Source organism: Candidatus Dechloromonas phosphoritropha (assembly GCA_016722705.1).
GTDB classification, from domain to species: Bacteria; Pseudomonadota; Gammaproteobacteria; order Burkholderiales; family Rhodocyclaceae; genus Azonexus; species Azonexus phosphoritrophus.
Window position 1 is genome coordinate 1,998,135 of sequence record JADKGN010000004.1, and the last position, 23,593, is coordinate 2,021,727.

At 63.2% G+C, this 23,593-nt stretch carries 18 protein-coding genes; 5 read left to right on the forward strand and 13 right to left on the reverse strand.

The features are described from left to right. The first annotated feature begins 29 nt into the window (after positions 1 to 29). Entirely contained in the window at positions 30 to 233 is a 204-nt protein-coding gene (locus tag IPP03_15355; GenBank protein MBL0353956.1) for an OST-HTH/LOTUS domain-containing protein, read from the forward strand. 24 nt (positions 234 to 257) lie between these two features. Here the strand turns inward: IPP03_15355 and IPP03_15360 are convergent, their stop codons facing one another. The 12 genes from IPP03_15360 to IPP03_15415 all read right to left on the reverse strand — a co-directional run bounded on the left by IPP03_15360 (position 258) and on the right by IPP03_15415 (position 17,140). Continuing rightward, positions 258 to 968: a HAMP domain-containing histidine kinase gene (locus tag IPP03_15360; GenBank protein MBL0353957.1), complete on the reverse strand. Its 711-nt coding sequence runs from the start codon at positions 966 to 968 to the stop codon at positions 258 to 260. A gap of 492 nt (positions 969 to 1,460) precedes the next feature. Then, positions 1,461 to 2,129, reverse strand: a complete 669-nt coding sequence (locus IPP03_15365) for a response regulator transcription factor (GenBank protein ID MBL0353958.1) — start codon at positions 2,127 to 2,129, stop codon at positions 1,461 to 1,463. Further along, positions 2,129 to 3,397: a GGDEF domain-containing protein gene (locus tag IPP03_15370; protein ID MBL0353959.1), complete on the reverse strand. Its 1,269-nt coding sequence runs from the start codon at positions 3,395 to 3,397 to the stop codon at positions 2,129 to 2,131. The genes IPP03_15365 and IPP03_15370 overlap by 1 nt, the downstream gene beginning before the upstream one ends. A 6-nt stretch (positions 3,398 to 3,403) precedes the next feature. Then, the gene (locus tag IPP03_15375; protein ID MBL0353960.1) at positions 3,404 to 4,207 is read right to left on the reverse strand and encodes an amino acid ABC transporter substrate-binding protein; all 804 of its coding nucleotides are present in this window, start codon (positions 4,205 to 4,207) and stop codon (positions 3,404 to 3,406) included. Next, entirely contained in the window at positions 4,207 to 4,959 is a 753-nt protein-coding gene (locus IPP03_15380; protein MBL0353961.1) for an amino acid ABC transporter substrate-binding protein, read from the reverse strand. The genes IPP03_15375 and IPP03_15380 overlap by 1 nt, the downstream gene beginning before the upstream one ends. Positions 4,960 to 5,034: 75 nt before the next feature. Further along, positions 5,035 to 8,403, reverse strand: coding sequence for a UvrD-helicase domain-containing protein (locus tag IPP03_15385; protein ID MBL0353962.1), 3,369 nt, complete (start codon positions 8,401 to 8,403; stop codon positions 5,035 to 5,037). Further along, positions 8,400 to 11,081, reverse strand: a complete 2,682-nt coding sequence (locus IPP03_15390) for a PD-(D/E)XK nuclease family protein (protein MBL0353963.1) — start codon at positions 11,079 to 11,081, stop codon at positions 8,400 to 8,402. Before IPP03_15390 ends, IPP03_15385 begins: the two co-directional genes overlap by 4 nt. Before the next feature lie 23 nt (positions 11,082 to 11,104). After that, a complete protein-coding gene (locus IPP03_15395) occupies positions 11,105 to 11,737 on the reverse strand; it encodes a hypothetical protein (GenBank protein MBL0353964.1) in 633 nt (210 codons plus the stop codon). 59 nt (positions 11,738 to 11,796) lie between these two features. Next, positions 11,797 to 13,986 (reverse strand): patatin-like phospholipase family protein, encoded by a 2,190-nt coding sequence (locus IPP03_15400; GenBank protein MBL0353965.1) that lies wholly within the window; start codon positions 13,984 to 13,986, stop codon positions 11,797 to 11,799. A gap of 70 nt (positions 13,987 to 14,056) precedes the next feature. After that, positions 14,057 to 14,707: an OmpA family protein gene (locus IPP03_15405; GenBank protein MBL0353966.1), complete on the reverse strand. Its 651-nt coding sequence runs from the start codon at positions 14,705 to 14,707 to the stop codon at positions 14,057 to 14,059. Positions 14,708 to 14,768: 61 nt separating this feature from the next. Beyond that, positions 14,769 to 15,677, reverse strand: a complete 909-nt coding sequence (locus tag IPP03_15410) for a DUF2950 domain-containing protein (protein ID MBL0353967.1) — start codon at positions 15,675 to 15,677, stop codon at positions 14,769 to 14,771. Between the two features lie 17 nt (positions 15,678 to 15,694). Further along, positions 15,695 to 17,140, reverse strand: coding sequence for a DUF3300 domain-containing protein (locus IPP03_15415; GenBank protein ID MBL0353968.1), 1,446 nt, complete (start codon positions 17,138 to 17,140; stop codon positions 15,695 to 15,697). A gap of 144 nt (positions 17,141 to 17,284) precedes the next feature. Between IPP03_15415 and ppk2 the strand changes: the two genes are divergently transcribed. The 4 genes from ppk2 to IPP03_15435 all read left to right on the forward strand — a co-directional run bounded on the left by ppk2 (position 17,285) and on the right by IPP03_15435 (position 22,311). Further along, entirely contained in the window at positions 17,285 to 18,103 is an 819-nt protein-coding gene (gene ppk2, locus IPP03_15420) for a polyphosphate kinase 2 (GenBank protein ID MBL0353969.1), read from the forward strand. Between the two features lie 304 nt (positions 18,104 to 18,407). Further along, on the forward strand, positions 18,408 to 18,770 hold the full coding sequence (locus IPP03_15425; GenBank protein ID MBL0353970.1) for a hypothetical protein: 363 nt from the start codon (positions 18,408 to 18,410) through the stop codon (positions 18,768 to 18,770). Between the two features lie 100 nt (positions 18,771 to 18,870). Next, positions 18,871 to 20,268, forward strand: coding sequence for a GntP family permease (locus tag IPP03_15430; GenBank protein MBL0353971.1), 1,398 nt, complete (start codon positions 18,871 to 18,873; stop codon positions 20,266 to 20,268). A 30-nt stretch (positions 20,269 to 20,298) separates the two neighbouring features. Beyond that, entirely contained in the window at positions 20,299 to 22,311 is a 2,013-nt protein-coding gene (locus IPP03_15435) for an acyl CoA:acetate/3-ketoacid CoA transferase (GenBank protein MBL0353972.1), read from the forward strand. Here IPP03_15435 and IPP03_15440 read toward each other — a convergent pair. After that, complete coding sequence (locus IPP03_15440) at positions 22,308 to 23,591, reverse strand: protein kinase (protein MBL0353973.1); 1,284 nt, start codon at positions 23,589 to 23,591, stop codon at positions 22,308 to 22,310. The genes IPP03_15435 and IPP03_15440 overlap by 4 nt on opposite strands. Positions 23,592 to 23,593 lie beyond the last annotated feature (2 nt).

The window sequence follows — 23,593 nt, forward strand, 5'->3', positions numbered from 1 at the left end:
GATGCGGTCATCGTCGATGACTCGCTGGCATTATCCACCTCCGCAGCGCCGTCGAAGCGGTTTCCGATGAAAAGGGTTGGGCGGCGCTTGCTGGCGTCGGATCTCACATGAACAAGAACTGGTTGGCGTTCGATCCGCACAATTTTGGCTATGCAAAACTTGGCGACTTGGTGATTGCCAGCGAACTGTTCGAGTTGCGCCGGGATGCGCGACTGCGTGCGAGGTCAGGGTGAGCGAATCGGGAGAAAATGGCAGGGTCAGTTCGACCGCAGGCTCTCGCCAAGATCGATGGTGACCCTTCCCCCACCCGTTGCCGCGTTTCCGGCGCCGACCTGCCAGCCGCTGGCGCGGCAGACGTGTCGCACCAGCGCGAGGCTGAGGCCGTGCCGGCCTCGCAGTCCACTAAAAAAACGGTCGAATACGCGCGGCAGTTCGGCCTCTGCAAACCCCGGGCCGCAGTCGGAGAAGATCAGCCGACTGCCTTCCAGCGCGCAGACTATTTCACCCCGGTCGCTGTGGCGCAGCGCATTGTCGAGCACGTTGCGCAATGCCAGGTCCAGCAGGGCCGGATCCGCGCTGACGATAGTCGCTTCCAGCACCATCAGGCGCAGGCTGACGGGCTTGCCCGAGGAGTGCGAAAGCGATTCCCAGACCGCCGATACGGCGGCGCGAAGACGGATTTCCCCGAGCAGTGCGGGTCCCGCCTCGCGGCTCAGGAGCAGGAGGCTGCTGCCGAGGGCGTTGATACGGTCGACCCCCTGAATCATGCGATTCGCGCGGCGCCGGACCGATTCCGGGGCGTCCGGGAGGGCCGCCAGCAGTTCGGCATCGGTGCGGATTGCGGTCAGGGGCGTGCGCAATTCGTGGGAGAGGTTCGCGGCAAATTCCCGTTCCTGGTCGAGCGCTTCGTGCTGGCGCTGGCGGTAGCGGTCGAGCGCCCCGGCGATTGCCAGGATCTCGCGCTCCATCCCGGGCTCGGCCAGCGGTGCGCCGTCCGGCTCGCCGACGCGAGCCGCACGATCAGTGTGAGCAATGCGCCGGCACTCAGCGTGAGAAGCGTCAGGCTGCGCAGTCGCTCCTCGTGTTCTTCGGCGTCGTACACGAGGATGTAGCGCGCGCCGCCATCTTGGCGGACCGCCACGTGAGCTTCGCGACCGCCGAGGTGGATCTCATGGTTGTCGACCGGCAGCGCCAGGACTTGGGCGGGCAACCCTGCGGATGGCGCCGTTGCGCCGTCGATCCGGTAGAGTTGCATGGCGGGGGTGTTGGGAAATGCCGATCCCGGCGCGGTCTTCCAGACGGCCATGCTGTGGGCGATCTGCTGGGTGAGGATCTGGTCGATGAACGCTTCTTCGGTCTCGTCGAATACTGCGAGCATCGCCAGCGACTGTGCCAGGATCACGAGGAGCGACAGTGCGCCCAGCGCCAGTGCGATGCGCAGGCGCATGCTCGGCCCGCGTCTAGCGGCTGACGAGCTTGTAGCCGAGGCCGTGGACATTGACGATCTTGACCGGAGCGGCATCGGTCAGAGCCCGGCGTACGGTATGCAGGACGCTGCGCAGATTGTCGCTCGCTTCCTGTTCCCGCCCCCAGATTGCCATTTCCAGCTCGCGCCGCGAAAAGACATGTTGTGGCTGCCGTAGCAGCACCTCGACCAGGCGCAGTGCCTTGGGCGGCAGGATGAGCGGCTGGCCGGCCAGCGTCACCGACCGTTCCGCCGGATCGCAGGACAGCGCCCCGAACGCCAACTGCCGTGCTGGCGGCTGGCCGCCCGAACGGCGCAGCAGGGCCTGCAATCGCGTCTCCACTTCCTTCAGGGCAAAGGGTTTGGCGAGGTAGTCGTCGGTGCCGCCGCCGAAGCTGGCCAGTTTGTCGTCGAGCGTATCGCGTGCGGTCAACATCAGAATCGCCAGTGATTTCCCGGCGGCGCGCAGTCGACCGGCCAGTAGCGCACCGTCACCGTCGGGCAGTCCGCGGTCGAGAACCAGCGCGTCGAATTCATGGCGCCCGAGCAGGGCGTCCGCGGATGCCAGAGAGGGTGCGAAATCGCAGCGATGTCCGCAGGCTTCGGGGAAATCATAGAGGTTTTCAGCAATCACCCGGTCGTCCTCGACGATCAGGATATGCATCAGCCGGCCTCCGCCGCAACGACTATGCGGTTGCGCCCCAGTCGCTTGGCCTCGTAGAGCGCAAGGTCCGCGCGTTGCAAGGCAACGTCGATCGGACAGCGGGTGGCGTCCGCCAGCCCGATGCTGAGCGTGACACGAATGAGCAGGCCGTCGGGCAGCCGGATCTCGTGCGCGGCACAGCGTTCGCGAAAACGCTCGACCAGAATGCGTGCCTGCTCGACCGTGCTCTCGGGAAACAGGAAAGCGAACTCCTCGCCGCCGTAGCGGCAGACGAGATCGGACTGGCGCAGACTCTCGGCGAGCAGTTCGGCGAAGGTGCGCAACACGGCGTCGCCGGCGCCGTGACCATAGGTGTCGTTGAGACTCTTGAAAAAATCGAGGTCGCCGAGGGCGACGGCAGCGGGCCGGCCATAGCGCTGGGCGCGCCGCAATTCGGCCGCGGCCGATTCCATGAAGTGCCGCCGGTTCATCAGTCCGGTCAGGCCGTCCCGGTTGGCCAACAGTTGCAGCTCGCGGCGCGCAGCATCATTGCTGACCATCGCGTCGTGCAGGCGTCTGGTCGCTTCCTCGACAGCATGAATCTCGGCCAGGCGGACACCGGGAAATTCCGGTGCCGGCTGGTCGACGCTGAGAGACGACAGAGCGCGGTCGATTTTCTGCAACGGGCGCAGCAGCTGCTGTCTGAGCAGGATCAGCAGCACCAGGAGAAAGCTGCCGATCAGCGCCGTAGCCCCCATCAGCTTGTATCTGGTGAGGCGCATGGCGGCGGCAACGTCGTCGAGATCAGCGGTCGCCAGATTGGCGCCCTCGACCAGGATGTCATCCGCCAGCAGGTTCAGGCGCCTGGAAAGCTGTTGCCATTCCGCATACTGCACCTTGAGCATGGCCGGGTTCTGTGTGGCCAGATGGCCGGTCTTGACGAGGAAAGCCTCGGTGTCGCGGGCGGCCGCTGCCGCCCGCGGATGTTCGAGAATGCTCGGATGACTGGCTACCAGCATGACGAGGTACAGCGACTGCTGGCGGTCTTCGGGCGTGTCCGAAGAAAAGACCTGTTCGCCTTCCTGGCGCAATAGATCGAGATTGCGCGCCAGGCGCTGATAACGGATGATCTCCGGCACGGTCTTCTTTTGCAGGCGTGCTGATGATTCGTGAACACGTTTCTGGTCAATAGCCAGAAAAATGACGACGAGGGCGAACAGCAGCGTGAAAGCTGCCGCCAGCAGGGCGAAAACCCGGTTCGCGGAGTAACGTTTGGGGCGAGTCGGCATCGCGCTTTAGTCCAGGTTTACCGGGAAGTGTCGGCGTACGATGCGATGCCCCGTTCCGTCGGCGCGAATTTCCGCGATTGCCTGGTTGACCGAGCGGCGCAATGCGTTTTCCTGTTTTGGCAGGATGATGTGGACAGTGTCGCCAAGGCCATGATCGGCAACGGCGGGGCCGACAAAACCGAAGCGCCCCGTCTCTTGATGGCTGATCAGGGCATAACCGGCGCGTACCGGCAGCAACGCAAAGTCGGCGCCGCCATCGCGCAGCGCGTCGAAGGCAGCGGCCTTTGTCGCCGTGGCCACGACAGTCAGATCGCGCTCGGCGGCGATGGCGTTCAGGAATGCCTGTTGTTGTGTACCTTCCATCACCGCCACTCGCGCGCCGCGCAGGTTGCCGGTATTGACTTCGTGGCCGATCTTGCCGGCAAACGCGCGGGCGGTGGCCGGCGATCCGATCAGGCGTGATGCGGAACGAAAGATCGGTTCGCTGAACGCGACACGTTCCTCGCGCTCGGGCGAGCGCAAGAAGTTGCCGCAGCCGAGATCGAAGCGCCCGTCCTCGACACCGGGCAGGATTTCGCCGAAGGTCACGTAGGAAAAGGCACAGCGGGAACGGATACGGCGACAGATCTCCCGGGCCAGTTCGTCGGTGAAAGCCACCTCGTCTGCCTTGGGCGTGCCGCTCGGGACAAGATTGCCCTGCGACGAGACCTGCGCCACATCCTGGACCAGAACCGCCACCCGCAGATCGGCTGCATGCAGGGCTCCTGACAACAGGGCGGCAACCAGAAAGAGGGATCGAAATGCCGGCATCAATGCACCCGGAAAGGTAAGAACTGCGTGTTGACCCGTTCGTAGACCCCGTTGCGATTGATACGTTCGAGCGCCTCGTCTACCGCGGTCTTGAGTTCGGGGCGGCGCGGGTTGATGCCGAATGACGCATTGCCGACCAGTTCGGGAACCTTCATGACCGTCGTGGCGAGGCCCAGCTCCTGAAAGGCCTTGTCGCCCTGTAGATGCAGGCTGGTATTCATCGACACGATAGCCGCCTGGGCAATACCGGCAAGCAGCGGTGCGCCGATTTCGCTGTTCGTCAGCACGCCGACGGTATTCCATCCCTGCTTGCGGGCATAGGTTTCCTGCGCGGAACCCTTGACGACGGCGACACGCAGGCCGCGCTGGCCCGGTTCCACGCCGGATTTGGCAAGCCACAGGGTGATCGACCGGAAGTGGGGCTTGGCAAGGAGGATCCGGCGGCGCCGCTCGGGCGTATCGAGCAGACAGACCGCGGCGATGTCAATTTCGCCGCCGGCCACCGCGTCAACCACGCGATCCAGTACCATCACCTGAAACTCGCACTGGACTTTCATTTCCGCGCACAGTGCTCGCGCCAGCTCGACGTCGAAACCTGTCAATCGGCCATCGCTGTCGCGAAAGGATATCGGTGGCGAGTTTTCAAGCACGGCGATCTGCAGAGTGGCCGCAGCCGGGTGAGCCGCCGTCGCTGCGGCAAGGCAGGCGACCACGAACAAGCCGGCTAGAATGTTCCACGGTCGAGGCGACATCAAATCATGTTGTTGGTATTTTCGCCGCAGTATATCCCAAGCTTGACCCGTCAAGTCGATCCGGCGCGACCGCGGCTAGTTTCGGGGGAGTTCGACGAGGGCGCCGTGCAGAGGGAAGAAGATCGCCATCCTGAGCGGCAGGGGATCGTTGAAAAACAGCGCGGCGTAGCGTTCGAGTTGCGCCCGGTATTGCTCGGCGTGCCGTGGCAACTCGGCCTCTGGCAAGCGAGCCGTCTTGTAGTCGATGATCCAACGGCAGCCATCGTCGATGAAAGTCCGGTCGATAACATGGTTGACCGCGCGCCCCTGCTCGTCGCGGCTTGACCAAGCCTGTTCGGCACCGGCCTCGGGGTGATCGGCCAGCAGCCAGCGGCCGGCTTGGCATTCCAGCGTGCGGGTCAGCGCGGCAACGACTTCGGTGCTGCCCTGCGCCACCTCCGCTTCTGCATGGCCCTGCGCCAGCAGCCAGCGCCGGTAGATGGGCTGCATGGAAGCAATCGTCGCGGTCGACGCCGTTTTCAGGCCATTTTTTGCAATCAGTTCCAGGCAGCGATGGACCAGCGTGCCGACCGAGGCTTCGAGCGACAAACCTTGCTCGGACACATCGACTTCGAGCGGGTTGTCGGCCGCCAGGATGCCCTCGGGAAGTTGCTGTAGAGCCTCGGGCACTTCGGGTCGGGCGAGACGCAGCAGTGGCGGCACGAAGCATGCTGGGTCGATGGCCGGCGGCGGCATATCCGTTGCCGGGGTTTCGGCCAGCGCGGCAGCAAACGCTGCCTGGGTAACGCCGGGCCACAGCAGCTTGAGCAGCGTGCCGCTGGCCGGCGGCTTGAGGCCATCGTCCTTGGTGTCGTCGGCGACCGCCACGCCAAGCAGATGCAGCTTGCGGATGGCGCGCGTCGCGGCGACGTAAAGCAGGCGTTCATCCTCGTGCGCGGCGCGCTCGGCTTCGAGCTTTTTCAGGTAATCGTAAGCTGCCGGTTCGCCGTTGTCGGCGCCTTTCTGCTTCATTGGTGCGACCAGCAGATGCTGGCGTCCATCGGCCCCGGCCACTTCGTCCCACAGCAGCAGGCTGCTGTCGTTGCCGCCGGTCACGCGGTGCAGGCCGGGGACGATCACGGTATCGAACTCAAGACCCTTGGCCTTGTGAATGGTCATCATCTGCAGCGCACCGCCGAGCGGGTCGGTTGGCGCGTACAGTTCGCCGGCGTGGGTAGCCAGGGTGTCGGCATCCAGCTTGCCGGCGGCGACCAGGCTGTCGACCAGCGCGAAGAAGGTTTCGACATCGCTCAGGGCTTCCGGCGCTTCCAGACAGCACGGCCCGCCGAGCATCAGCCAGATGCCTTCCAGCCAGCGTCGCGAGTGCTGGCGGTCGCGCTGGGCAAACGCGATGTGCAGCACGTCGCGCACATGCCAAAGGCGTTTTTGGCCGTCTTCCGAGAGGCGAGCGATCCGGGCCGCATCGTGCATCAGTTGCCAGATTGTCGATTGCTTATCGTCGGCCGCCAGCGCGTGCAGGTCGGCCAGCACCAGGCCACACCACGGGGCGCGCAAGAGCGCCAGCCAATGCACCCGGTCGGCACGGTGATGCAGGGCGCGGAACAGGGTCAGCAAGTCCTGAACATGCTGGCGGCCATCCAGTCCTTCGATATCGACCGCCTGAAAGCGCAGGTCCGGGGCGCTGCGGCGGATTTCGGCGACCAGCGCATCGAGATGGCTACGGGCGCGGACCAGCACCGCGATTTTTTCATCCGGCGCGGCGGCGCGCGACTGACGGATGATCTCCAGTACGCGACAGGCTTCCTCCACGGCGCCATCGCCGCCTTCGCGCTCGATGACCGGATGGACGATGACGCCGCTGTCGTCACGGGCTGGCCGGGTAGCGGCCGATTCGGCATAACGCACGGCGCCGGCTTCCGGGCTGTCGTCTGGCGGAAAGATGCTCGGGAAGGCGCCATTCACCCAATCGACGATACCCGGATACGAGCGGTTGTTGCGAAACAGGCGCAGGTGGCCGAGCCGAATGTCACCGATGCCGCGCTCGCGCACGCGCAGGAAGAGCCCGACGTCGGCCTTGCGAAAACGGTAGATCGACTGCATCGGGTCGCCGACGACGAACAGGGTGCGGCCGTCATCCGGCATCCAGCCGCGTGTCAGTTTCTCGATCAGGCCGACCTGACTCGGGCTGGTGTCCTGGAATTCGTCGACCAGCAGGTGGCGGATGCGGTAATCGAGCGCCTGGGCGAGGTCAGTCGGTGCCTCATCGTCGCCCAGCGCCAAGCCGGCGCGTGCGGCAATCTCGATGAAATCGACCTCACCGGCCTCCTGAAAAGCCAGCCACAGCTGTCCGGCGGCAAGGCGCAGCAGGCGCGAGAAACACTCGACGGTGGCCCACTCAGCCTCGGTCAACTCGGGCTGTGGCAGCTTGACCAGCATGGCCAGCGCCGCTTCCAGCCCGGCCACAACGCGCAAGTCGGCAAGCAGTTCGAGCATGGCTTTTTTCTGGTCGGCGAATTCCTTGTCGGCCGGAAAGCCGAGGCGTTTGTCGACCGTCTTGCGCAGCGTGCCGCTGCTGGTCAGCAGCAGCCCGGCGACCGCCTGCCATGGCGCCAGATCGGCGATTGTTGCGGTCAACGGCGAATTCCAGCCAAAAATCGCCTCGTACACGCCCGACACATTGGCCGCTGCAAAGCGGGCTAGCGGCATCAGCAGGTGCTGGATTCGCCCGTCGACCAACTGCTCGACCGCCGCCAGATCGCGCTCGATCAGTGCCGCGAAGCCAGCCTCGACCTCGGCCTTCAGCGCCCCGCTTTCGATCCGCGAGGCATGCTGCAGCCACTGGTCGCGGCGGCCAAGCATGGTCACCAGCAGCTTTTCCAGCCGGCTAGCATTGTTGTCCATGAAAGCCAGCGCCGCAGCGACCACCTCGGCGTCATCGCCATCGCTTTCGACCATTTCCAGAGTGCGCCGCGCCGCCGTCGCGTAGTGCGCCTCGGCATCCTCGGCGACGCCGGGCTGGCTACCAAAACGGGAGAGATAGGGCATCTGCCGGGCGAGGCTGGCACACAGCGCATCGAGCGTCGTGATGCGCAGCCGGCCGGGGTGGCCGAGCAACAGCCAGCCGCGTTCGGCATCGTGGGCGAGCACTGCCTTGGCCAGCCCGAAAGTCAATTGTTTGTGCGCCTCTTTCGGCATTTCGCCGCGCGCCGCCCGCTCCAGACTGCCGAGAATGCGGTCGCGCATCTCGGTCGCCGCCTTGTTGGTGAAGGTCAGCGCCAGCACCTCCTCCGGATGCTCGACCACCGCCAGCAGGCACAGGTAACGCTGGGTCAGCAGTTCGGTCTTGCCGGCCCCGGCCGGTGCTTCGACGATGAAGGAGGCGACATCGAGCGCCCGCTTGCGGGCGGCTTCGTCTTCTGCGAGGCGGTCGGGTGCCATGCTCATGCCGGCCTCCCGGCCAGTGCGGTCGCCAGTAGGCGACGGTGCTCCGGCAAGCGCAGCAGTGGCAAAACCTCGCAGTACTGCAGCGCCTTTTCATCGGCGAAGACGACACCGGCCTGCCCCTCTTTGACTTCACGGGCGATGGCGTGCAGTCGTTCACGCCAATGGGTGATGACGGCTACCCAGTCCGGGAATTCGGCGGGATCGAAGATTTTCTGCTTGTCATCGCCAATACCCTGGACGCCGGGCAGGATGTCCTTCTCGTCGGCAACCCCGGCAAAACCCGGCTTGTCGAGCAGTACCTTGGCAAAAACCACGGCCGCCACCTCATCGTTGACCAGCGCGGCGTAGATTGGTAACTGCGGCTCGGTAATGCGCTGCGCAGCCCAGTTTTTGGTATCGATGACGGCGCCGGTCTTGTAGTCGATGATGACCTGCCGGCCATCGGCCAACTGGTCGATACGGTCGACGACCATGCTGACCCTGATGCCCTCGATCTCGACCGCCTCCCGCTGCTCGCAGGCGATAACGTCGAAAGCTTGGCGGCGTCGGATTTCGAGGGCCAACCAGAGGTCAAGCAGTTTTTCCAGGCGCACCGCTTCGAGTTTGCGGAAACGGGCGGGGAGCGAAATGTGGCGCTTGCGCTCGAACGCCTCCACGCCGTTGGCGACGGCGCCGGCAATTGCCTGCCGGCGCTCTCCTTCACCCAGCGCAGCGAGGTTCGCCGATGAGCGTGCCGCCGTCCAGAAAGCCTCCAGCGCCTCATGTACCAGCGTGCCGCGGGCAGCCGGATCGAGGCCTTCGACAGGCTTACCCAGCACCTCCGCGCCGAGCCGGTATTGGTAAAACGCCCAGGCCGGGCAGATCGCCTGGGCGCGCAAAAGCCAGGTACCGCCCCCGACCTTTTCGCCTTCGGCGACCGCCGGTGCGACGGCATCGTCGATCGCAGCGAGCACCGGGTTTGATTGGTCGGCCAGTTGCCGGGCCAGCGTCAGGAATGCGCCCGGCGCTGGCTCGCGTTTGGAAATTCCGGCGAGTAGCGGACTCGGTCGCAGCACCCGGTTGCCATCGGCCAGCGAATACGAAAGGCTCACTTCCGGCGCCGCCCGCAGCAGGCGCGCCTGCACGCGCTGCGCGAAATCGAGTTCGATCTCGGCGCTGGCATGCGCGGCGCCCGCCGCGCGCTGCAGTTCGGCCGGCAACAGCGGGTTGGGGCGCGGCGGAGGCGGCCACTGGTCGTCGTTCATGCCCATCACCCAAAGCGCATCGAACTCAAGACCGGCGCTTTCGAGCACGCCGAGTACCTGGATGGCTGGCCGGCCACGGGTTTCCGGCTGGAAGATACGCTGCCGGCAAAGTTCGCCAAGACGGCGTACGGCGTGGTTGAGGGACAGTGGGCCGAGCAGGATGTCGAGCCGGCCGAGGCCGTCGAGCATTTCGCCGAAGGCGCGACGGGTCTGGAACTCGTGGCTCGACAGCACGCGGTCACCAGGCCAGCCGGACGCTTGCAGTGCCTTGCGCAAAACGGGCGCCCATTTTCCCGGCAATAATTTTTTGGGTGCGGTCGCCAGTGTGTCGAGCAAGCCCTGCAACGCCGCCGCCGTTTTCGGGCAGAGCGCCGCGCCGTCTTCGGCCAGGCGCCCGGCGAGCCGGATCAGCGCCGGCAAGCTCGTGAAATAGGGCAGGTCGCGGCGCAGCGCGGCATCGAGCCGGGCGCGGCCGTCGGCTTCCGCTTCGCCAGCCCCCCAGCCGCCGTCCAGCAGTAGCGCGGAGAAACGGCTTTGTTCGACCTTGGCCCGCCCGCTGCCGAGCGCCAGCAGGTCGAGGGCGATCCGGATCAGGGGGAGATCGGCCAGCGCCCGGCCAAGCGAAAAGTTGAAACAGCGCGGCATTTCGGCGCCATCGGGACGAATCAGCGCCGGATGCAGCGCGTCGTCGAGCACGAACTCCAGGCGGTCGCGCACGCTGGCCAGATCGGGGGCGACGATACCGAGCCGGCTCTCCGGATTGCTGGCGAGCTTTGCGCTGGCCCATGACGCGATGGCGGCGCACTCGGCGGCGATATCGGCGCAGGGAAGCATTTTTTGCACGCTGTCGCGGTCGACGGCGGAATCGGCCACATTTTCTATATTGACGCCGCGATCAGTCAGCGCCGCGATCAGCGCTTCGTCGAGCGGGGTCAGGCGGTCGAAACCGGCGAAAGCCACGACCGATGGCAAGGCGAAATGGCCGGCCGCGATAAGGCCGATCACTTGCTGCTGGAAGCGGGTCGCATCGCACCAGCCGGCGACCTTGCAGCGTTTGTCGAATTCCCGCTGCCAGCCGGCGAATAGCCTGGCTTCGTCGGCAAACAGTGCGCCGGTCGGCCGGATATTCCACAGGCGCGACAGGGCGTGCGCTTCGACTGCCGATGTCGCCATGCCCTGAAGGTCGAAGAGCGGAGCCGCGTCGGTCAGCGAGGCGGCGATGATCTGCTCCCAAAGCAGGCGCTCGGCAAACGGGTCGAGTACGGCTGGCAGGTCGGCGCTGCCGCCAAGCAAGGCTTCGTCGGCAAGGTTGCCCAGCCATTGCGCGATGGTCAGCGCCTGGCGCGTTTGCCAGACGGTGACACCCTCCGGCGCCTCCCCGCGCAGCACCTGGGCGAGGCGGGTGGTGGCGCAGAGGGTCAGGCGATTGGTCAAACCGACATGGTCGGTTGGCGAGACTACTGCGCTGCCGGCGCGGAGGCGGGCGGCGGTTCAGGCGCGGGAGGTGGGGTCGGGGTGATGGACAGGACTGTCAATTCCTCGTAGGTTGCGAAAACCTGGTCACCGGCACGGACGTCCTTCAGCAGATCCTTGTCCTTGACGACGAGATCGACGCTGCGCTGCGGGCCGCGCAAGGTGATCGTGCCGGCACCGGCATCCACCGCGGTGACATCGGCGATGACCTTGACCGTGCGGTTCATGCTGCCACTCGGCTTGTCGCCGGGCTTGGCGCGGGCCGTCTGCTCGGATTCGATGCTCTCGCGCAGCCTGCCGCCGCCCTTTTTCAGTTCGAGACCAAGCGCTGCGATATAACTCAGTGTTACCAGGTCGCCGATCTTGATCTTGCTGAAGTTCTTGATCTGTGGCCCGGCAGTGAAGGTCATCACTTTTCCGTTAGGCTCCTGGACGGTGACCGCCCGCGTGTTCTTGTCGAGGGCGGTCACCACCACTTGCAGCTCGACGGCGTCAGCAACGGTAACGGCGCCCTTTTCCTTCTCAATGATGGTGGCGGCCTTCGCGGCCTGCTGGGCCGAAGCCAGGACCGGAACTGCGGCAATCAGCGCCGCGAGCAGGATGGAACGGTTCTTCATGGGGTGTCTCTCCTTGGGGGAAAACCAGATTATGCCAGTGAACGGTCCTGATGCGCCGCTCAGGGAATGCCGATCGAAAGGAACAGGTTGGAGGCGCCGTTGGTGGAATAGCCAAAGCCAAGATAGGCTGGGCCGAAAGGCGTTTCGCCACCGAGATAGAGGGCGGCCGAATTGAGGATTTTGGTGCCGCTGAGATTCGTCTCCGTGTAGTAGGTGCCGACATGCGCACCTTCAAGGGCGAAACCGAGCCGTATGTCGCCGCGCAGGCCGACCGGGAAAGTGCCGATGATCTGCTCGGCGCGGATGCCGGCATAGGTGATGTTGTCGCCGAGAATTTGCCCGCGGGCGAAAGCACTCATGTTCAGGAAGCCACCAAGTTTGCCGGGATTGTAGAAAGGCAGTTCCCCGCGTGGTGACCCGACATAATTTACGCGCCCGGTGAACACTGTGTTGTCCCGCGAATAGGCAGCCCGAATGTCGGCGTCGACGCGCGAGAACCCGGCATCGCTCGAATCGAAATAGTCGAGTTTTGTCGACCAGCCACGGGTGGCGAAATAAAGGCGGTTCATCTGGTCGAGGGCAAGTGACGCTATCCAGCCGGTATAAGTTGTATCGAAATTGGGCAACAGGGGGTTGCCGATATCCCGATCGAACGAACGTTTTTGCGCTATCAGTCCAAGGCGTGCCTGACCCTTGATGCCGATATTCGTCCCTGCCCATAGGGCGAGCACGGTAGCTGAAGTAGTGTATTGCGCGATACGCTTGTTGTTCTCGTAGATATCCAGCGAGCTACGCGCATGACTCAGGTTGCTTTCGACGAAGAAGCGCTGTGCCGGATCGAGCGGTTGATAGTAGTTCAGTGCGGCCCCCATCGTATTGCCGATGCTGACGGCTGCCAGCATCTCGGCGCCGAGGTCATTGATCAGCGTCTTTTGGTAGCCGGCGCGCAAGGTGAAGCTGGATCCCTGGCTCGAATCGGTGTCCAGGTTCAGTGCAAAGCGCAGGTAATCCGGCCCCCAGCTTTTTTCGACAGGGAGGATGCGCAGAATGTTACGGTCGCGGAAATTGACCAGTTGATAGTCGACGCCCTGATAAAATCCGTCGCCGTAGATGCGCAGGATGTCGTTGTCAATATTCGAGCCGTACAGCGGTTCGCCTGGCGTGACCGTCAATTGACGGTCGACCATGGCCGGGTTGACGCCGACCAGGCCGGCGACTTCGATTTCGTTGACGATCGGTGGTTGCTTGTTGCGCCGGTTGATCGGTTCGCGCCACAGGGCGTACTTTTCTGCGTCGACGCCGAGTTTGGCCAGTTGCCCGCGTGCCGCGTTGGCCGCCGCTTTTCCACGATCCGCAGCTTCGGCGTTGCGGCTGAAATTTGATGCGGTGATCGTGCCGAGATCAGGCTGAATGAGGATATCGGTCGGCTTAAGCATGGCCAGCGAGCGAGTCACGTTTTGCTCGGTCAAAATGTTGACCATCTGCGCCGAAATAGTGAGCAAAGAGCCGACCTGGCTGGGGTCCAATAGCGGCGACCCGACGTTGACCGCGATGACAATATCTGCGTTGCAGCGCTCGCGTGCTTCCTCAATCGGCACGTTGTCGACGAGTCCGCCGTCGACCAGTTTTTTGCCATTCAATACAATCGGCGACAGCAGTCCGGGTACCGACATGCTGGCACGCATCGCTGAAGCCAGGTTGCCTTCGCGCAGGACGACGCGCCGACCGTTGCCGATATCGGTGGCGATGATTGATATCGGTATCGGCAGTCTCTCGATGATCCGCTCATCCTTGCCAGCGCTGACCAGGCGGTTAAAGAAAAGCTTGATCTTGACGCCATCGATGACGCCGGGCGGGATGCGGATGCCGTCGCTGGTGACGCCCAGCTCGGAGCCGGGAATGAATTCCTGCAGCGTTTGCTTGTAGCGAAAATTGACATCCGAGTAATCCGGGATGTCGGTAAACATGTCACTCCAGTCGGCCTCGGCCATTGCCTTGCGCATCATCGCCGGTGTCAGACCTGAGGCATAGGCACCGGCAATCAGGGCGCCCATGCTGGTGCCGGCGATGCAGTCGACCGGCACCTTCAGTTCTTCGAGCACTTCGAGAACCCCGATATGTGCCGCCCCGCGGGCGCCACCCCCGCCGAGTACGAGTCCGATTTTAGGGCGCCCGGCGTCGGCGATGGCTGACGTGCTCAAGACCAAGGACAGGGCGGAGCTGGCAACAAGACGAACGAACTGGATCATGGCAGCTTACCCCGATCACATGAACAAAAAAAACCCCGCGCGAGCGGGGTTTTTGCTGAAGCGCGGCGTCTTACTTGGTGCCGATGACTTCGATGTCGGCGCGGCGATCCGGCTGCAGGCACTGGATGAGGGCCTTGGACTTGACATTGCCCTTGCACTTGTCGCCGGTGACCGGCTGGGTCTTACCCTTGCCTTCGGTATAGACACGGTTGGTCTCGATACCCTTGGAGACCAGATAGGTCTTGACGGCGGCAGCGCGACGGTCAGACAGCTTCTGGTTGTAGGCAGCCGAACCGATGCGGTCAGTGTGGCCGACGACGAGGATCACTTCGAGGTTGATGGCCTTGGCCTTGGAGACCAGTTCGTCGAGCTTGGCCTTGCCTTCCGGACGCAGCGTCGCCTTGTCGAAGTCGAAGAGGGCGTCGGCGGCGACGGTGATCTTCTCGGCAGTGGGCTTGACGCCGACGGCAGGAGCGGGAGCAGGCGGCTCGCAGACTTCCTTCGGCAGCAGGTCCTTGTCGCACTGGCAGCCAGCCGGATCCTTGGCGGCAGCCGCCGGAGTCCAGTAGCCGGTGCGCCAGCAGAGGCCGAAGCCGCTCAGGGCGACGACGTCGCGCTGGTCGATGACATAAACGCGCTCTTGAGCCTGAGCGACGGTGGCGCCGAAGCCGATACCGGCCAGCAGCGCCACAAGAAGAGATTTCTTGGCGTAATTGATCATGAGAGATTCCCTGTCAAAAAAATTAGACGACGTATTGTAGTTCAAAAGTTCGCGATTTTTCTCACTGATTGTCCTCGACCTTCCGCCATGTTGCGTCCGGGTTGAAAGTCTTCAGTCGCGCGGCCTGGGTTGCCGTATCGGGGCCGAGATTCTTTTCGAAGACCTGGCCATCCTGGTTGATCATGAAAGTCATGATTCCGGTCTCGCCATAACGGGCCGGCCAGAGAATCAGCCCGAAGCCGTCTGTCATGCGGCCATCGGCAATGTAATTACGCGCCCCGCCCCGTGCATCCGGACCTTGTGCGGTAAGGATGCGGTAACGGTAACCGTGGTAGCTGCCTGGCTGCTTGAGGCCATGTTCGGCAGCCGCGCGGGCCAGTTGTGGGCCGAGTGGGCTTTCCTCGGCAGCAACCTTGGCCGGCCAGTAGAGGCCGTCGGTCTTGCCGGGAGAACTGACGATCTTGCTCGCGTACTCGAGTATGCTGTCACTGTTGCGATCCTTCTGCGCATACTCCATCTGGGCATCGGCGTAGGCTTGGGCGACCTTGATCGCCGCCAGTTCATTGCGACCGATCTGGCGCAGCTGCATTTCGGCGACACCGGCCTTCATGTCGAAGCGCCAGCCGGCCGAGGTCTTCACGAGCGGGATCGGCAGCGTCCAGCCCTTGTCGCCAACGGCGATCCGGGCGACCGAGTCACCATCCATTTCGACCTTGTGCGACTTCGCCCAACCCTCGAGGAAGCGGTAACGGGCTTCTGTGTCGATGGGCGGAATGACCGACTGGTAATTTCCGCCGAGGAGAGCCGTTTTCGCCGCATGATCGTTGTCGATGATCGCCGCGCCGAATGCCTCCATCGCCGCTTCGGGCGACTTGAAGGCCGTCGTCGGCGCCGCATTTGCCGCTGTCGCCGGCAGTGCGAGGGTGCCGGCGCAGAGAGCTGCCGTCAGAAAGCGCTTGAGTTTGTTCATGTTCATGTCTGTTCTCCTTAACGCCGACCGCCACCACCACCGCGACCGCCACCACCACCGCCCATCCGGGCGCCACCCCCGCCACCACCACCGCCCATCCGGGCGCCACCCCCGCCACCGCCGCCACCCATCCGGGCGCCACCGCCGCCGCTGGGCATCTGACGTGCCCCCCCACCACCGCCACCAAAGCTGTGACCACCACCCTGGTGACCCATCTGCCCGGTACTGGCACGGCCGCGGTCGTGATCCCTGGAGCCGCTGTTCACCCCCTCGAAGGCGTTCGCCCGGTTGCCGCTGCCGCTTCCGCGGTTGCTCATGCGGTCGCTGGCGCCAGGCTGACGGTCATGCTGGCCGCCACCGATGCCGCCGCGATCACCGCCACCGACGCCACCGCGATCACCGCCACCGACGCCACCGCGATCACCGCCACCGATGCCGCCACGATCACCGCCACCGATGCCGCCACGATCACCGCCACCGATTCCATCGCGGTTCCCGCCCCGGTCGCCGCCGATTCCTTCGCGATTACCGCCGCGCTCGCCATCACGACCGCGGTAGTCACGCCGGCTGTCTGCACCTGATCCACGACCGTCGCCGTAGCGTTCGCGAGAACCCTGGTCTCGGTAGCCGACGTTGCCGCGATGCTGCGGATTGTGCTGCCAGTTGCCGCCGCCCCCGACACTGGTGCGGTTGTAGTTGCGGTTGATATTCGTGGCACGGTTGACATTGACATTCACGTTTCCCCTGCCCCAGTTGCAGTTGCCGAATATTGCGCCGGCGGCCGCGAACCCGACACCCCAGGCAAAGCCGCGAACCAGTGCTGCCCCCGGGTACCACATGGCGACACCTGGATAGTAATAGGGCGGATAAGCAGGGTAGGGCCAGGCGCCATAGACCACCGTTGGATTGTAGGCGGGCACGTAGATGGTCTGTGGCTGGGCCGGCTCAATGATGATGACCTGCGCCTCGCTGCGCACGACCTGCTGCTCGTTGGATTGCAGATTGCCGGCGTTCTGGGCGAGGTGGCGCAGGCGCTGGATCGAAGCCATGACGTCCCCCTGTTGGCCGAGAAAGGCGTCACCGAGCTTCTGTGTCCAGTCGAGCTTCTCGTTCATCATTTCGAGGATATTGGGGAAGGCGACCAGCGACATCACGCTGACGTCCCAGCTTTCGTTCCCGACCTTCTTGACCGCTTCGTCCCCGCTGAGTTTCGGATTGGCCTTGGACCACCGCGCTGCCTGTACCACCTCGAGCGGATAGGTCGAGGCCATCAGAACCTGCGACAGGAGACTGTCGGGGTAGAGGGCGATCGGTGCCAGAATGGAATCGAGTTCCTGCGCCGTGAACGGCGGTGGCGCCGCCGGCGCGCCGGCGGGTGCCGCATTGTCCTGTGCGCGGACTGCCGAAACCAGCAGCACGCTGGCGGCCAGCCACCAAAGCACGAAGGATCGGATTGTTTTCATGGAGTTCTCCTCGGACATCAGACCAAAAGCTGACCGGCGCAGGATAGCACGGCGGAATCGGTGGGTGCAGATTGCCGACCATCGGCTAGCGGCCTATGATGGAACCGCTGGCGCCATGCCAGGGATCTATTCAAGGAGATCGAGATGGGCAAGAAGAAGGCAAGAAAAAAGCAGGCGGCACCCGTTGGCGAGAAACTCGGAGCCAAGGCATACGAACAGGAACTCGAGAAACTGCACGTCGAGCTGGTCAAACTGCAGGAATGGGTCGTCGCCAAGGGATTGAAGGTCTGCGTCGTCTTCGAAGGTCGCGATGGTGCCGGAAAGGGCGGTACGATCAAGGCGATCACCGAGCGCGTCAGTCCGCGTGCGTTCCGGGTTATCGCCTTACCCGCGCCGAGCGAGCGCGAAAAGACCCAGATGTATGCGCAGCGCTACATGCCGCATTTACCGGCAGCCGGCGAAGTCGTCATCTTCGACCGCAGCTGGTACAACCGCGCCGGCGTCGAACGGGTCATGGGCTTTTGCAGCGACGAGCAGGCCAGCCGCTTCCTGGATATCGTGCCCAATTTCGAGAAACTGATGATCGAATCGGGCATCATCCTGATCAAGTACTGGCTCGAAGTCAGCCCCGAGGAGCAGACAAGGCGCCTCGAACAGCGCATCGACGACGGCCGCAAGATCTGGAAGCTGTCGCCGATGGACCTCAAGTCCTACAGCCGCTGGTACGACTACTCGCGAGCACGCGACGAGATGTTCGAGAAAACCGACACGCTGTTGGCGCCATGGTATGTGGCGCAGTCCAACGACAAGAAGCGGGTGCGCCTCAACATCATCACGCACCTGCTGAGCAAGATACCCTACGAGGAGATCAAGCGCGGCAAGATCGTCTTGCCCAAGCGCCAGGCGCCGGGCAAGTACAAGGAGCCGGATTACCCGTACAAGGTCGTGCCGGAAAAGTTCTGAGCGGCTGAGATGGTTATCAGGAAGGGCGGATTTTCCCGCCCTTCCTCCCGCTGGCGGTGTTTGTTATGATCGCCAGCGATTGCGCCGCTGGCCTTGTAAGAACGATCCTGACGCGAACTGAATTTCCGCGAGACTTCCGCAAGCGGCTTGCAAGACGCCCCAAAGCCTCCTCATTCCGCGCCTCGGATACCGGAAAGGCCATATCGGCCCATGACGCGGCTTCGTCGGCCTCGGCACCTTCGTCGCTCCGTGTTTTGGCGGTGGCAAGCTGAACGAAAAAGCCACACAAGATGCCTTTCGCCTGATGGAGATCGACGGCGAGGAGTACCCCTTCTACAAGATCTTCCCGATCAATCTTGGCGTCATGTCCGGGACGACTGCCGACCCGGGCGTCCTACAGACAGCGCTTGATCTGCCGGCCTTGGGCAAGAAGGTCCTTGTGGAAGCCGAGGCGGGTTGCTCGCGGCGGCCGGAAGATCAGGCTGGCGGTGGTACGTCTGCGCCAGGAGGGTGCCGCATCTTCTCGCGCGAGATGGTTGCCTCCGAATGGCTGCACAAGGCCGGCTCGGATGTTTTCCGGCAGAACAGCCGGAACTTGCTTTATTCCGTATTGTTGATGCAAACTGCGCCTGCCCGTGAAAGCGCCGCTGCCACGGGCAAATCATAAGCGTGTTTGAGGTTCGGCAATCGTCTGAATGCATGGAATTCTGGCGTCATGCTCCGGCAGCGCCGCCCGATTTCCTCACCAATAATAAGGAGACAGGGCAATGGATTTCGTGATCGTTCTGGGAGCCCTGTGCTTCCTGATGTTCGTAGCCTATCGCGGCTACAGCGTGATTCTTTTTGCGCCGATTGCCGCGCTCGGCGCAGTGTTCTTTACCGATCCATCCCTGGTGGCGCCGATGTTTACCGGCCTCTTCATGGACAAGATGGTGGTCTTCGTCAAGAACTACTTCCCGGTCTTCCTGCTCGGTGCGGTATTCGGCAAGGTCATCGAACTTTCGGGATTTTCCAAGGCCATCGTGGCGTCGGTGATCAATCTGATCGGCCGCCAGCGCGCCATGCTTTCGATCGTGCTGGTTTGCGCCATCCTGACTTACGGCGGGGTTTCGCTGTTTGTCGTGGTCTTTGCCGTTTATCCGTTCGCTGCCGAGATGTTCAAGGCCAGCGGTATTCCCAAACGGCTGATTCCGGGGACCATCGCCCTCGGCGCCTTTACGTTCACGATGGATGCGCTGCCGGGAACGCCGCAGATCCAGAACATCATCCCGACCACCTTCTTCAAGACCAACATTTATGCTGCACCGATGCTCGGAATCATCGGCGCGGTCTTCATTTTCATCGTCGGCATGAGCTACCTTGAATGGCAGCGGCGCAAGGCGGCGGCCAATAACGAGGGTTACGGCACCGTCCTGATTAACGAGCCGGAACCTTTCGAGCACGAAAAGCTGGCGCATCCGCTGATCGCCATCTTGCCGCTGGTCATGGTCGGGGTCATGAACAAGGTATTCACGGTGGTGATTCCGCAAATTTATGGTGAATCGACTTCCTTCATTCCGGCGGTGATCGGCAAGGCAGCGCCGGTGGTCCAGCAGACCAAGGCCATCGCCGCCATCTGGGCGGTCGAAGGCGCGCTTCTGGTGGGCATCGCCACCGTCTTCGTCTTTGCCGGAAAGACGGTCATGGAGAAATTCGCCGAGGGAACCAAGACAGCGATCGGCGGCGCCCTGCTGGCGACCATGAATACCGCTTCCGAGTATGGCTTTGGGGCGGTCATCGCCGCCTTGCCCGGCTTTCTATTCATCGCCGATGCCTTGCGCGCCATCCCGAACCCACTGGTCAATGAGGCGATCACCGTCACCGTCCTCGCCGGGATCACCGGTTCTGCCTCGGGCGGCATGGGTATCGCGCTCGCGGCCATGTCGGAAACCTTCATCCAGAATGCCGCGGCGGCAGGAATTCCGCTGGAGGTTTTCCACCGCGTTGCCTCGATGGCTTCCGGTGGCATGGATACCTTGCCGCACAACGGCGCGGTGATCACGCTGCTGGCCGTCACCGGCCTCACCCATCGCCAGTCGTACAAGGACATTTTCACGATCACGATTATCAAAACATTGGCGGTGTTCGTGGTGATCGGCACCTATTACCTCACCGGCATCGTTTGAGCGCCGGATAAGCCACCAAGGAGACAAGACATGCCTCTCGCCAAACACCCGATGGCCTCATCACTCCGCGCTTCGGATACCGGAAAGGTCGTTTCGGCCCGTGACGCGGTTCGCCTGATCCGCGACGGCGATACGGTTGCGACCGGCGGCTTCGTCGGTATCGGCTTCGCCGAAAATATCGCCGTCGCCCTCGAGAATCTTTTTTTGGAGGGTGAAGAGGCCGATGTGCACGGCCTCGGTAGCCCGCGCAATCTGACGCTCGTTTATGCCGCCGGTCAGGGTGACGGCAAGGAGCGTGGTCTCAACCACCTCGGGCACGACGGCTTGGTCGCTCGGGTGCTCGGCGGCCACTGGGGCTTGGTGCCGAAGCTGCAGCAACTGGCCGTTGCCAATCGCATCGAGGCCTACAACCTGCCGCAAGGCGTCATCACCCATCTTTTTCGCGACATCGCCGCCGGTAAGCCGGGGACCATCACGCGGGTCGGCCTCGGCACCTTCGTCGATCCGCGCTTCGGCGGCGGCAAGCTGAACGAGAAGACCACGAAGGATGTCGTGCGCCTGATGGAGATCGATGGCGAGGAATATCTTTTCTACAAGGCCTTGCCGATCAACGTCGGTATCATCCGCGGAACGACCGCCGACCCGGACGGCAACATCACGATGGAGAAGGAAGCGCTGACGCTCGAGGCGCAGGCCATCGCGATGGCCACCCGCAATTCGGGCGGCACCGTCATCGTCCAGGTCGAGCGCATTGCCGAGCGCGGCACGCTCAATCCGCGTCAGGTGAAGATTCCCGGCATTCTGGTCGACTGCGTCGTGGTCGCCGAAAAGCCCGAATACCATATGCAGACCTTCAGCGAACCCTACAGTGCCGCTTTCGCCGGTGAAATCAAGGTGCCGATGTCGGCGATCGCCGCGATGCCGATGAGCGAGCGCAAGATCATCGCGCGTCGGGCAGCGCTCGAGTTGAAGGCCAACGCGGTGGTCAATCTCGGTATCGGCATGCCGGAGGGAGTCGCCAATGTGGCGGCGGAAGAGCAGATCATCGACCTGATGACGCTGACCGCCGAGCCGGGCGTCATCGGCGGCGTACCGGCCGGTGGCCTGAGTTTCGGCGCGGCGACCAATGCCCAGGCGATCATCGACCAGCCCAGCCAGTTCGATTTCTACGACGGCGGCGGCCTCGACATCGCCTTTCTCGGCCTGGCTCAGGCAGATCGCCAAGGTAACCTGAACGTCTCGAAATTCGGGCCGCGTCTGGCGGGCGCCGGTGGCTTTATCAACATTTCGCAGAATGCAAAAAAAGTGGTTTTTGTCGGTACCTTCACCGCCGGTCATCTGGATGTTGCGGTCGACGCCGGAAAACTGCGGATTTTCGAGGACGGCAAGGCGAGGAAATTTGTCGAGGAAGTCGAGCACCGCACCTTCAGCGGGGTGCAGGCAGCCAAATGGGGCAAGCCGGTGCTCTACGTGACCGAGCGCTGTGTCTTCAGGCTCTGTCCGGAAGGTCTCGAACTGATCGAAATCGCCCCCGGCGTTAATTTGCAAAAAGACATTCTCGACCAGATGGACTTCGTCCCAATCATGCATTCGCCGCCAGCCCTGATGGACAGCCGCATCTTCCGCGACGAACCGATGAAGATGCGTCCGCAGATGTTGGAGATCCCGATGCCCGAACGTCTGACCTACGATGCTGACAAAAACCTCTTCTTCCTGAATTTCGAGGGGCTGAACATCCGCAGCCATGATGATATCGCGCGCATCGAGCAGGCCGTCGATGGGTGCCTGAAACCCGTCGGACACAAGGTCTTCGCCATCGTCAATTACGATCGTTTCTCGATCCTGCCGGAACTGGTCGAAGACTACATTGCCATGGTCAAGGGCGTCGTCGAGCGCCACTACCACGACGTGACGCGCTACACCTCGAACACCTTCCTGCGCGTCAAGCTCGGCGAAGCGCTCGCGAAGGGCAAGCTGGCCCCACAGATCTACGAATCGGCGAGCGAGGCCAAGGCTTCGCTGCCAGCCGCTGACGCTAGCTAGTTCGTCGCCAGGCGCTGGTTGGAGAGCGACAGCCGGTTCGCGAGAACGTCGAGAAAACCCTGGTAAAAGTGCATCCGGCACGATTCGGAGGCCTTTTCCAGGGCTTCACCACGAATGGTGACGATGTTCGCTACAGTTTCGGCGACGACATCGGCGCTGCGGATGTGGCTATGGCGGCGGATGATCGCCATCTCGCCGAAGCATTCGCCGCCGCTCAGCGTGGTGAGCCGGGTGCCGTTCTTGCTCACCACGAGTTCGCCGTCGGCGACGAAGCAGAAGAAATTGCCGGGATCGCCGTCGCGCATGATCGCGGTGCCGGGAGCAACCTGCCGCCAGTCGGCGAAGCGCAAAGCTTCCCAGATTTCGACATCGGTAAAATCCGTGAAGAAGGGCAGGGCGCGCAAGGTGGCAAACTTCTCGGTATCCGGGAAGTCGCTGCGTGACGCCTTGAGTTGGCGGTTGCGGACAGCCTGGGCCAGGTCATGGCCAAATGCCTGCCAGGTCTGATAGCGGGCGCCGAGGTCCTTGGCCATGGCGCGCCCGACAATTTCGTCGAGCACTGGCGGCAAGCCCGGGCGTTGTGTTGAAGGCTTGGACGGTTCGCCATGCACGATCTGGTACACCATGCTGAAGTTGCTGGATGCCGCGTAGGGTAACTCACCGGTCAGCAACTGGTGCAGTACGACGCCCAGCGAATAGATGTCGGTGCGGTGGTCGAGAAACTGTTCCTGAATCTGTTGCGGTGACATGTAGGCCGGCGACCCGATGCCGGTGACCTGGGTGCGTTCGATGCTGGCGTGTTTGATGATGGCGGCGCCGAAGTCGGAGATCTTGATGTCCGAGCCGCCGACGAGCAGGATGTTGGCGGGTTTGAGGTCGCGGTGGGTGATGCCGAGGCGGTAGGCGAAATCGAGAGCCCGCGTGCATTTGAAAACAAGCTCGACGACGCGGTCGACCGGCAAGAGACTGCCGGGTTGGGCGTGCGGCTCGAGGGTGCCGCCGGCGACGTACTCCATGACGATGTAGCAGAGATCCTCGGCGACCACGGCATCGTAGATCTGGACGATGTGCGGGTGGTTGAGCTTGCCGATCAGTGATGCTTCGTTGAGGAACAGGCTGGTATACAGCTTGCCCTTTTCCGGGTCGCGCAGGATTTCCGGACTGGCGACCTTGATCGCTACATCGCGCCGGGCGAACGGGTCGCGCCCGAGATAGACGGTGCTCGTCGCGCCGTCCGCGAGTTTCTTGACCAGTTCGTATTTGCCGAGATTTTTCTTCATCG

What these genes read in the sequence shown, in the direction of transcription:
- IPP03_15360 (MBL0353957.1), bottom strand. Translation starts at nt 968, where the DNA reads ATGGAGCGCGAGATCCTGGCAATCGCCGGGGCGCTCGACCGCTACCGC.
- IPP03_15370 (MBL0353959.1), bottom strand. Translation starts at nt 3,397, where the DNA reads ATGCCGACTCGCCCCAAACGTTACTCCGCGAACCGGGTTTTCGCCCTG.
- IPP03_15400 (MBL0353965.1), bottom strand. Translation starts at nt 13,986, where the DNA reads ATGATCCAGTTCGTTCGTCTTGTTGCCAGCTCCGCCCTGTCCTTGGTC.
- IPP03_15405 (MBL0353966.1), bottom strand. Translation starts at nt 14,707, where the DNA reads ATGATCAATTACGCCAAGAAATCTCTTCTTGTGGCGCTGCTGGCCGGT.
- IPP03_15395 (MBL0353964.1), bottom strand. Translation starts at nt 11,737, where the DNA reads ATGAAGAACCGTTCCATCCTGCTCGCGGCGCTGATTGCCGCAGTTCCG.
- IPP03_15415 (MBL0353968.1), bottom strand. Translation starts at nt 17,140, where the DNA reads ATGAAAACAATCCGATCCTTCGTGCTTTGGTGGCTGGCCGCCAGCGTG.
- IPP03_15410 (MBL0353967.1), bottom strand. Translation starts at nt 15,677, where the DNA reads ATGAACAAACTCAAGCGCTTTCTGACGGCAGCTCTCTGCGCCGGCACC.
- ppk2 (MBL0353969.1), top strand. Translation starts at nt 17,285, where the DNA reads ATGGGCAAGAAGAAGGCAAGAAAAAAGCAGGCGGCACCCGTTGGCGAG.
- IPP03_15375 (MBL0353960.1), bottom strand. Translation starts at nt 4,207, where the DNA reads ATGCCGGCATTTCGATCCCTCTTTCTGGTTGCCGCCCTGTTGTCAGGA.
- IPP03_15380 (MBL0353961.1), bottom strand. Translation starts at nt 4,959, where the DNA reads ATGTCGCCTCGACCGTGGAACATTCTAGCCGGCTTGTTCGTGGTCGCC.
- IPP03_15430 (MBL0353971.1), top strand. Translation starts at nt 18,871, where the DNA reads ATGGATTTCGTGATCGTTCTGGGAGCCCTGTGCTTCCTGATGTTCGTA.
- IPP03_15435 (MBL0353972.1), top strand. Translation starts at nt 20,299, where the DNA reads ATGCCTCTCGCCAAACACCCGATGGCCTCATCACTCCGCGCTTCGGAT.
- IPP03_15385 (MBL0353962.1), bottom strand. Translation starts at nt 8,403, where the DNA reads ATGAGCATGGCACCCGACCGCCTCGCAGAAGACGAAGCCGCCCGCAAG.
- IPP03_15365 (MBL0353958.1), bottom strand. Translation starts at nt 2,129, where the DNA reads ATGCATATCCTGATCGTCGAGGACGACCGGGTGATTGCTGAAAACCTC.
- IPP03_15425 (MBL0353970.1), top strand. Translation starts at nt 18,408, where the DNA reads ATGGAGATCGACGGCGAGGAGTACCCCTTCTACAAGATCTTCCCGATC.
- IPP03_15440 (MBL0353973.1), bottom strand. Translation starts at nt 23,591, where the DNA reads ATGAAGAAAAATCTCGGCAAATACGAACTGGTCAAGAAACTCGCGGAC.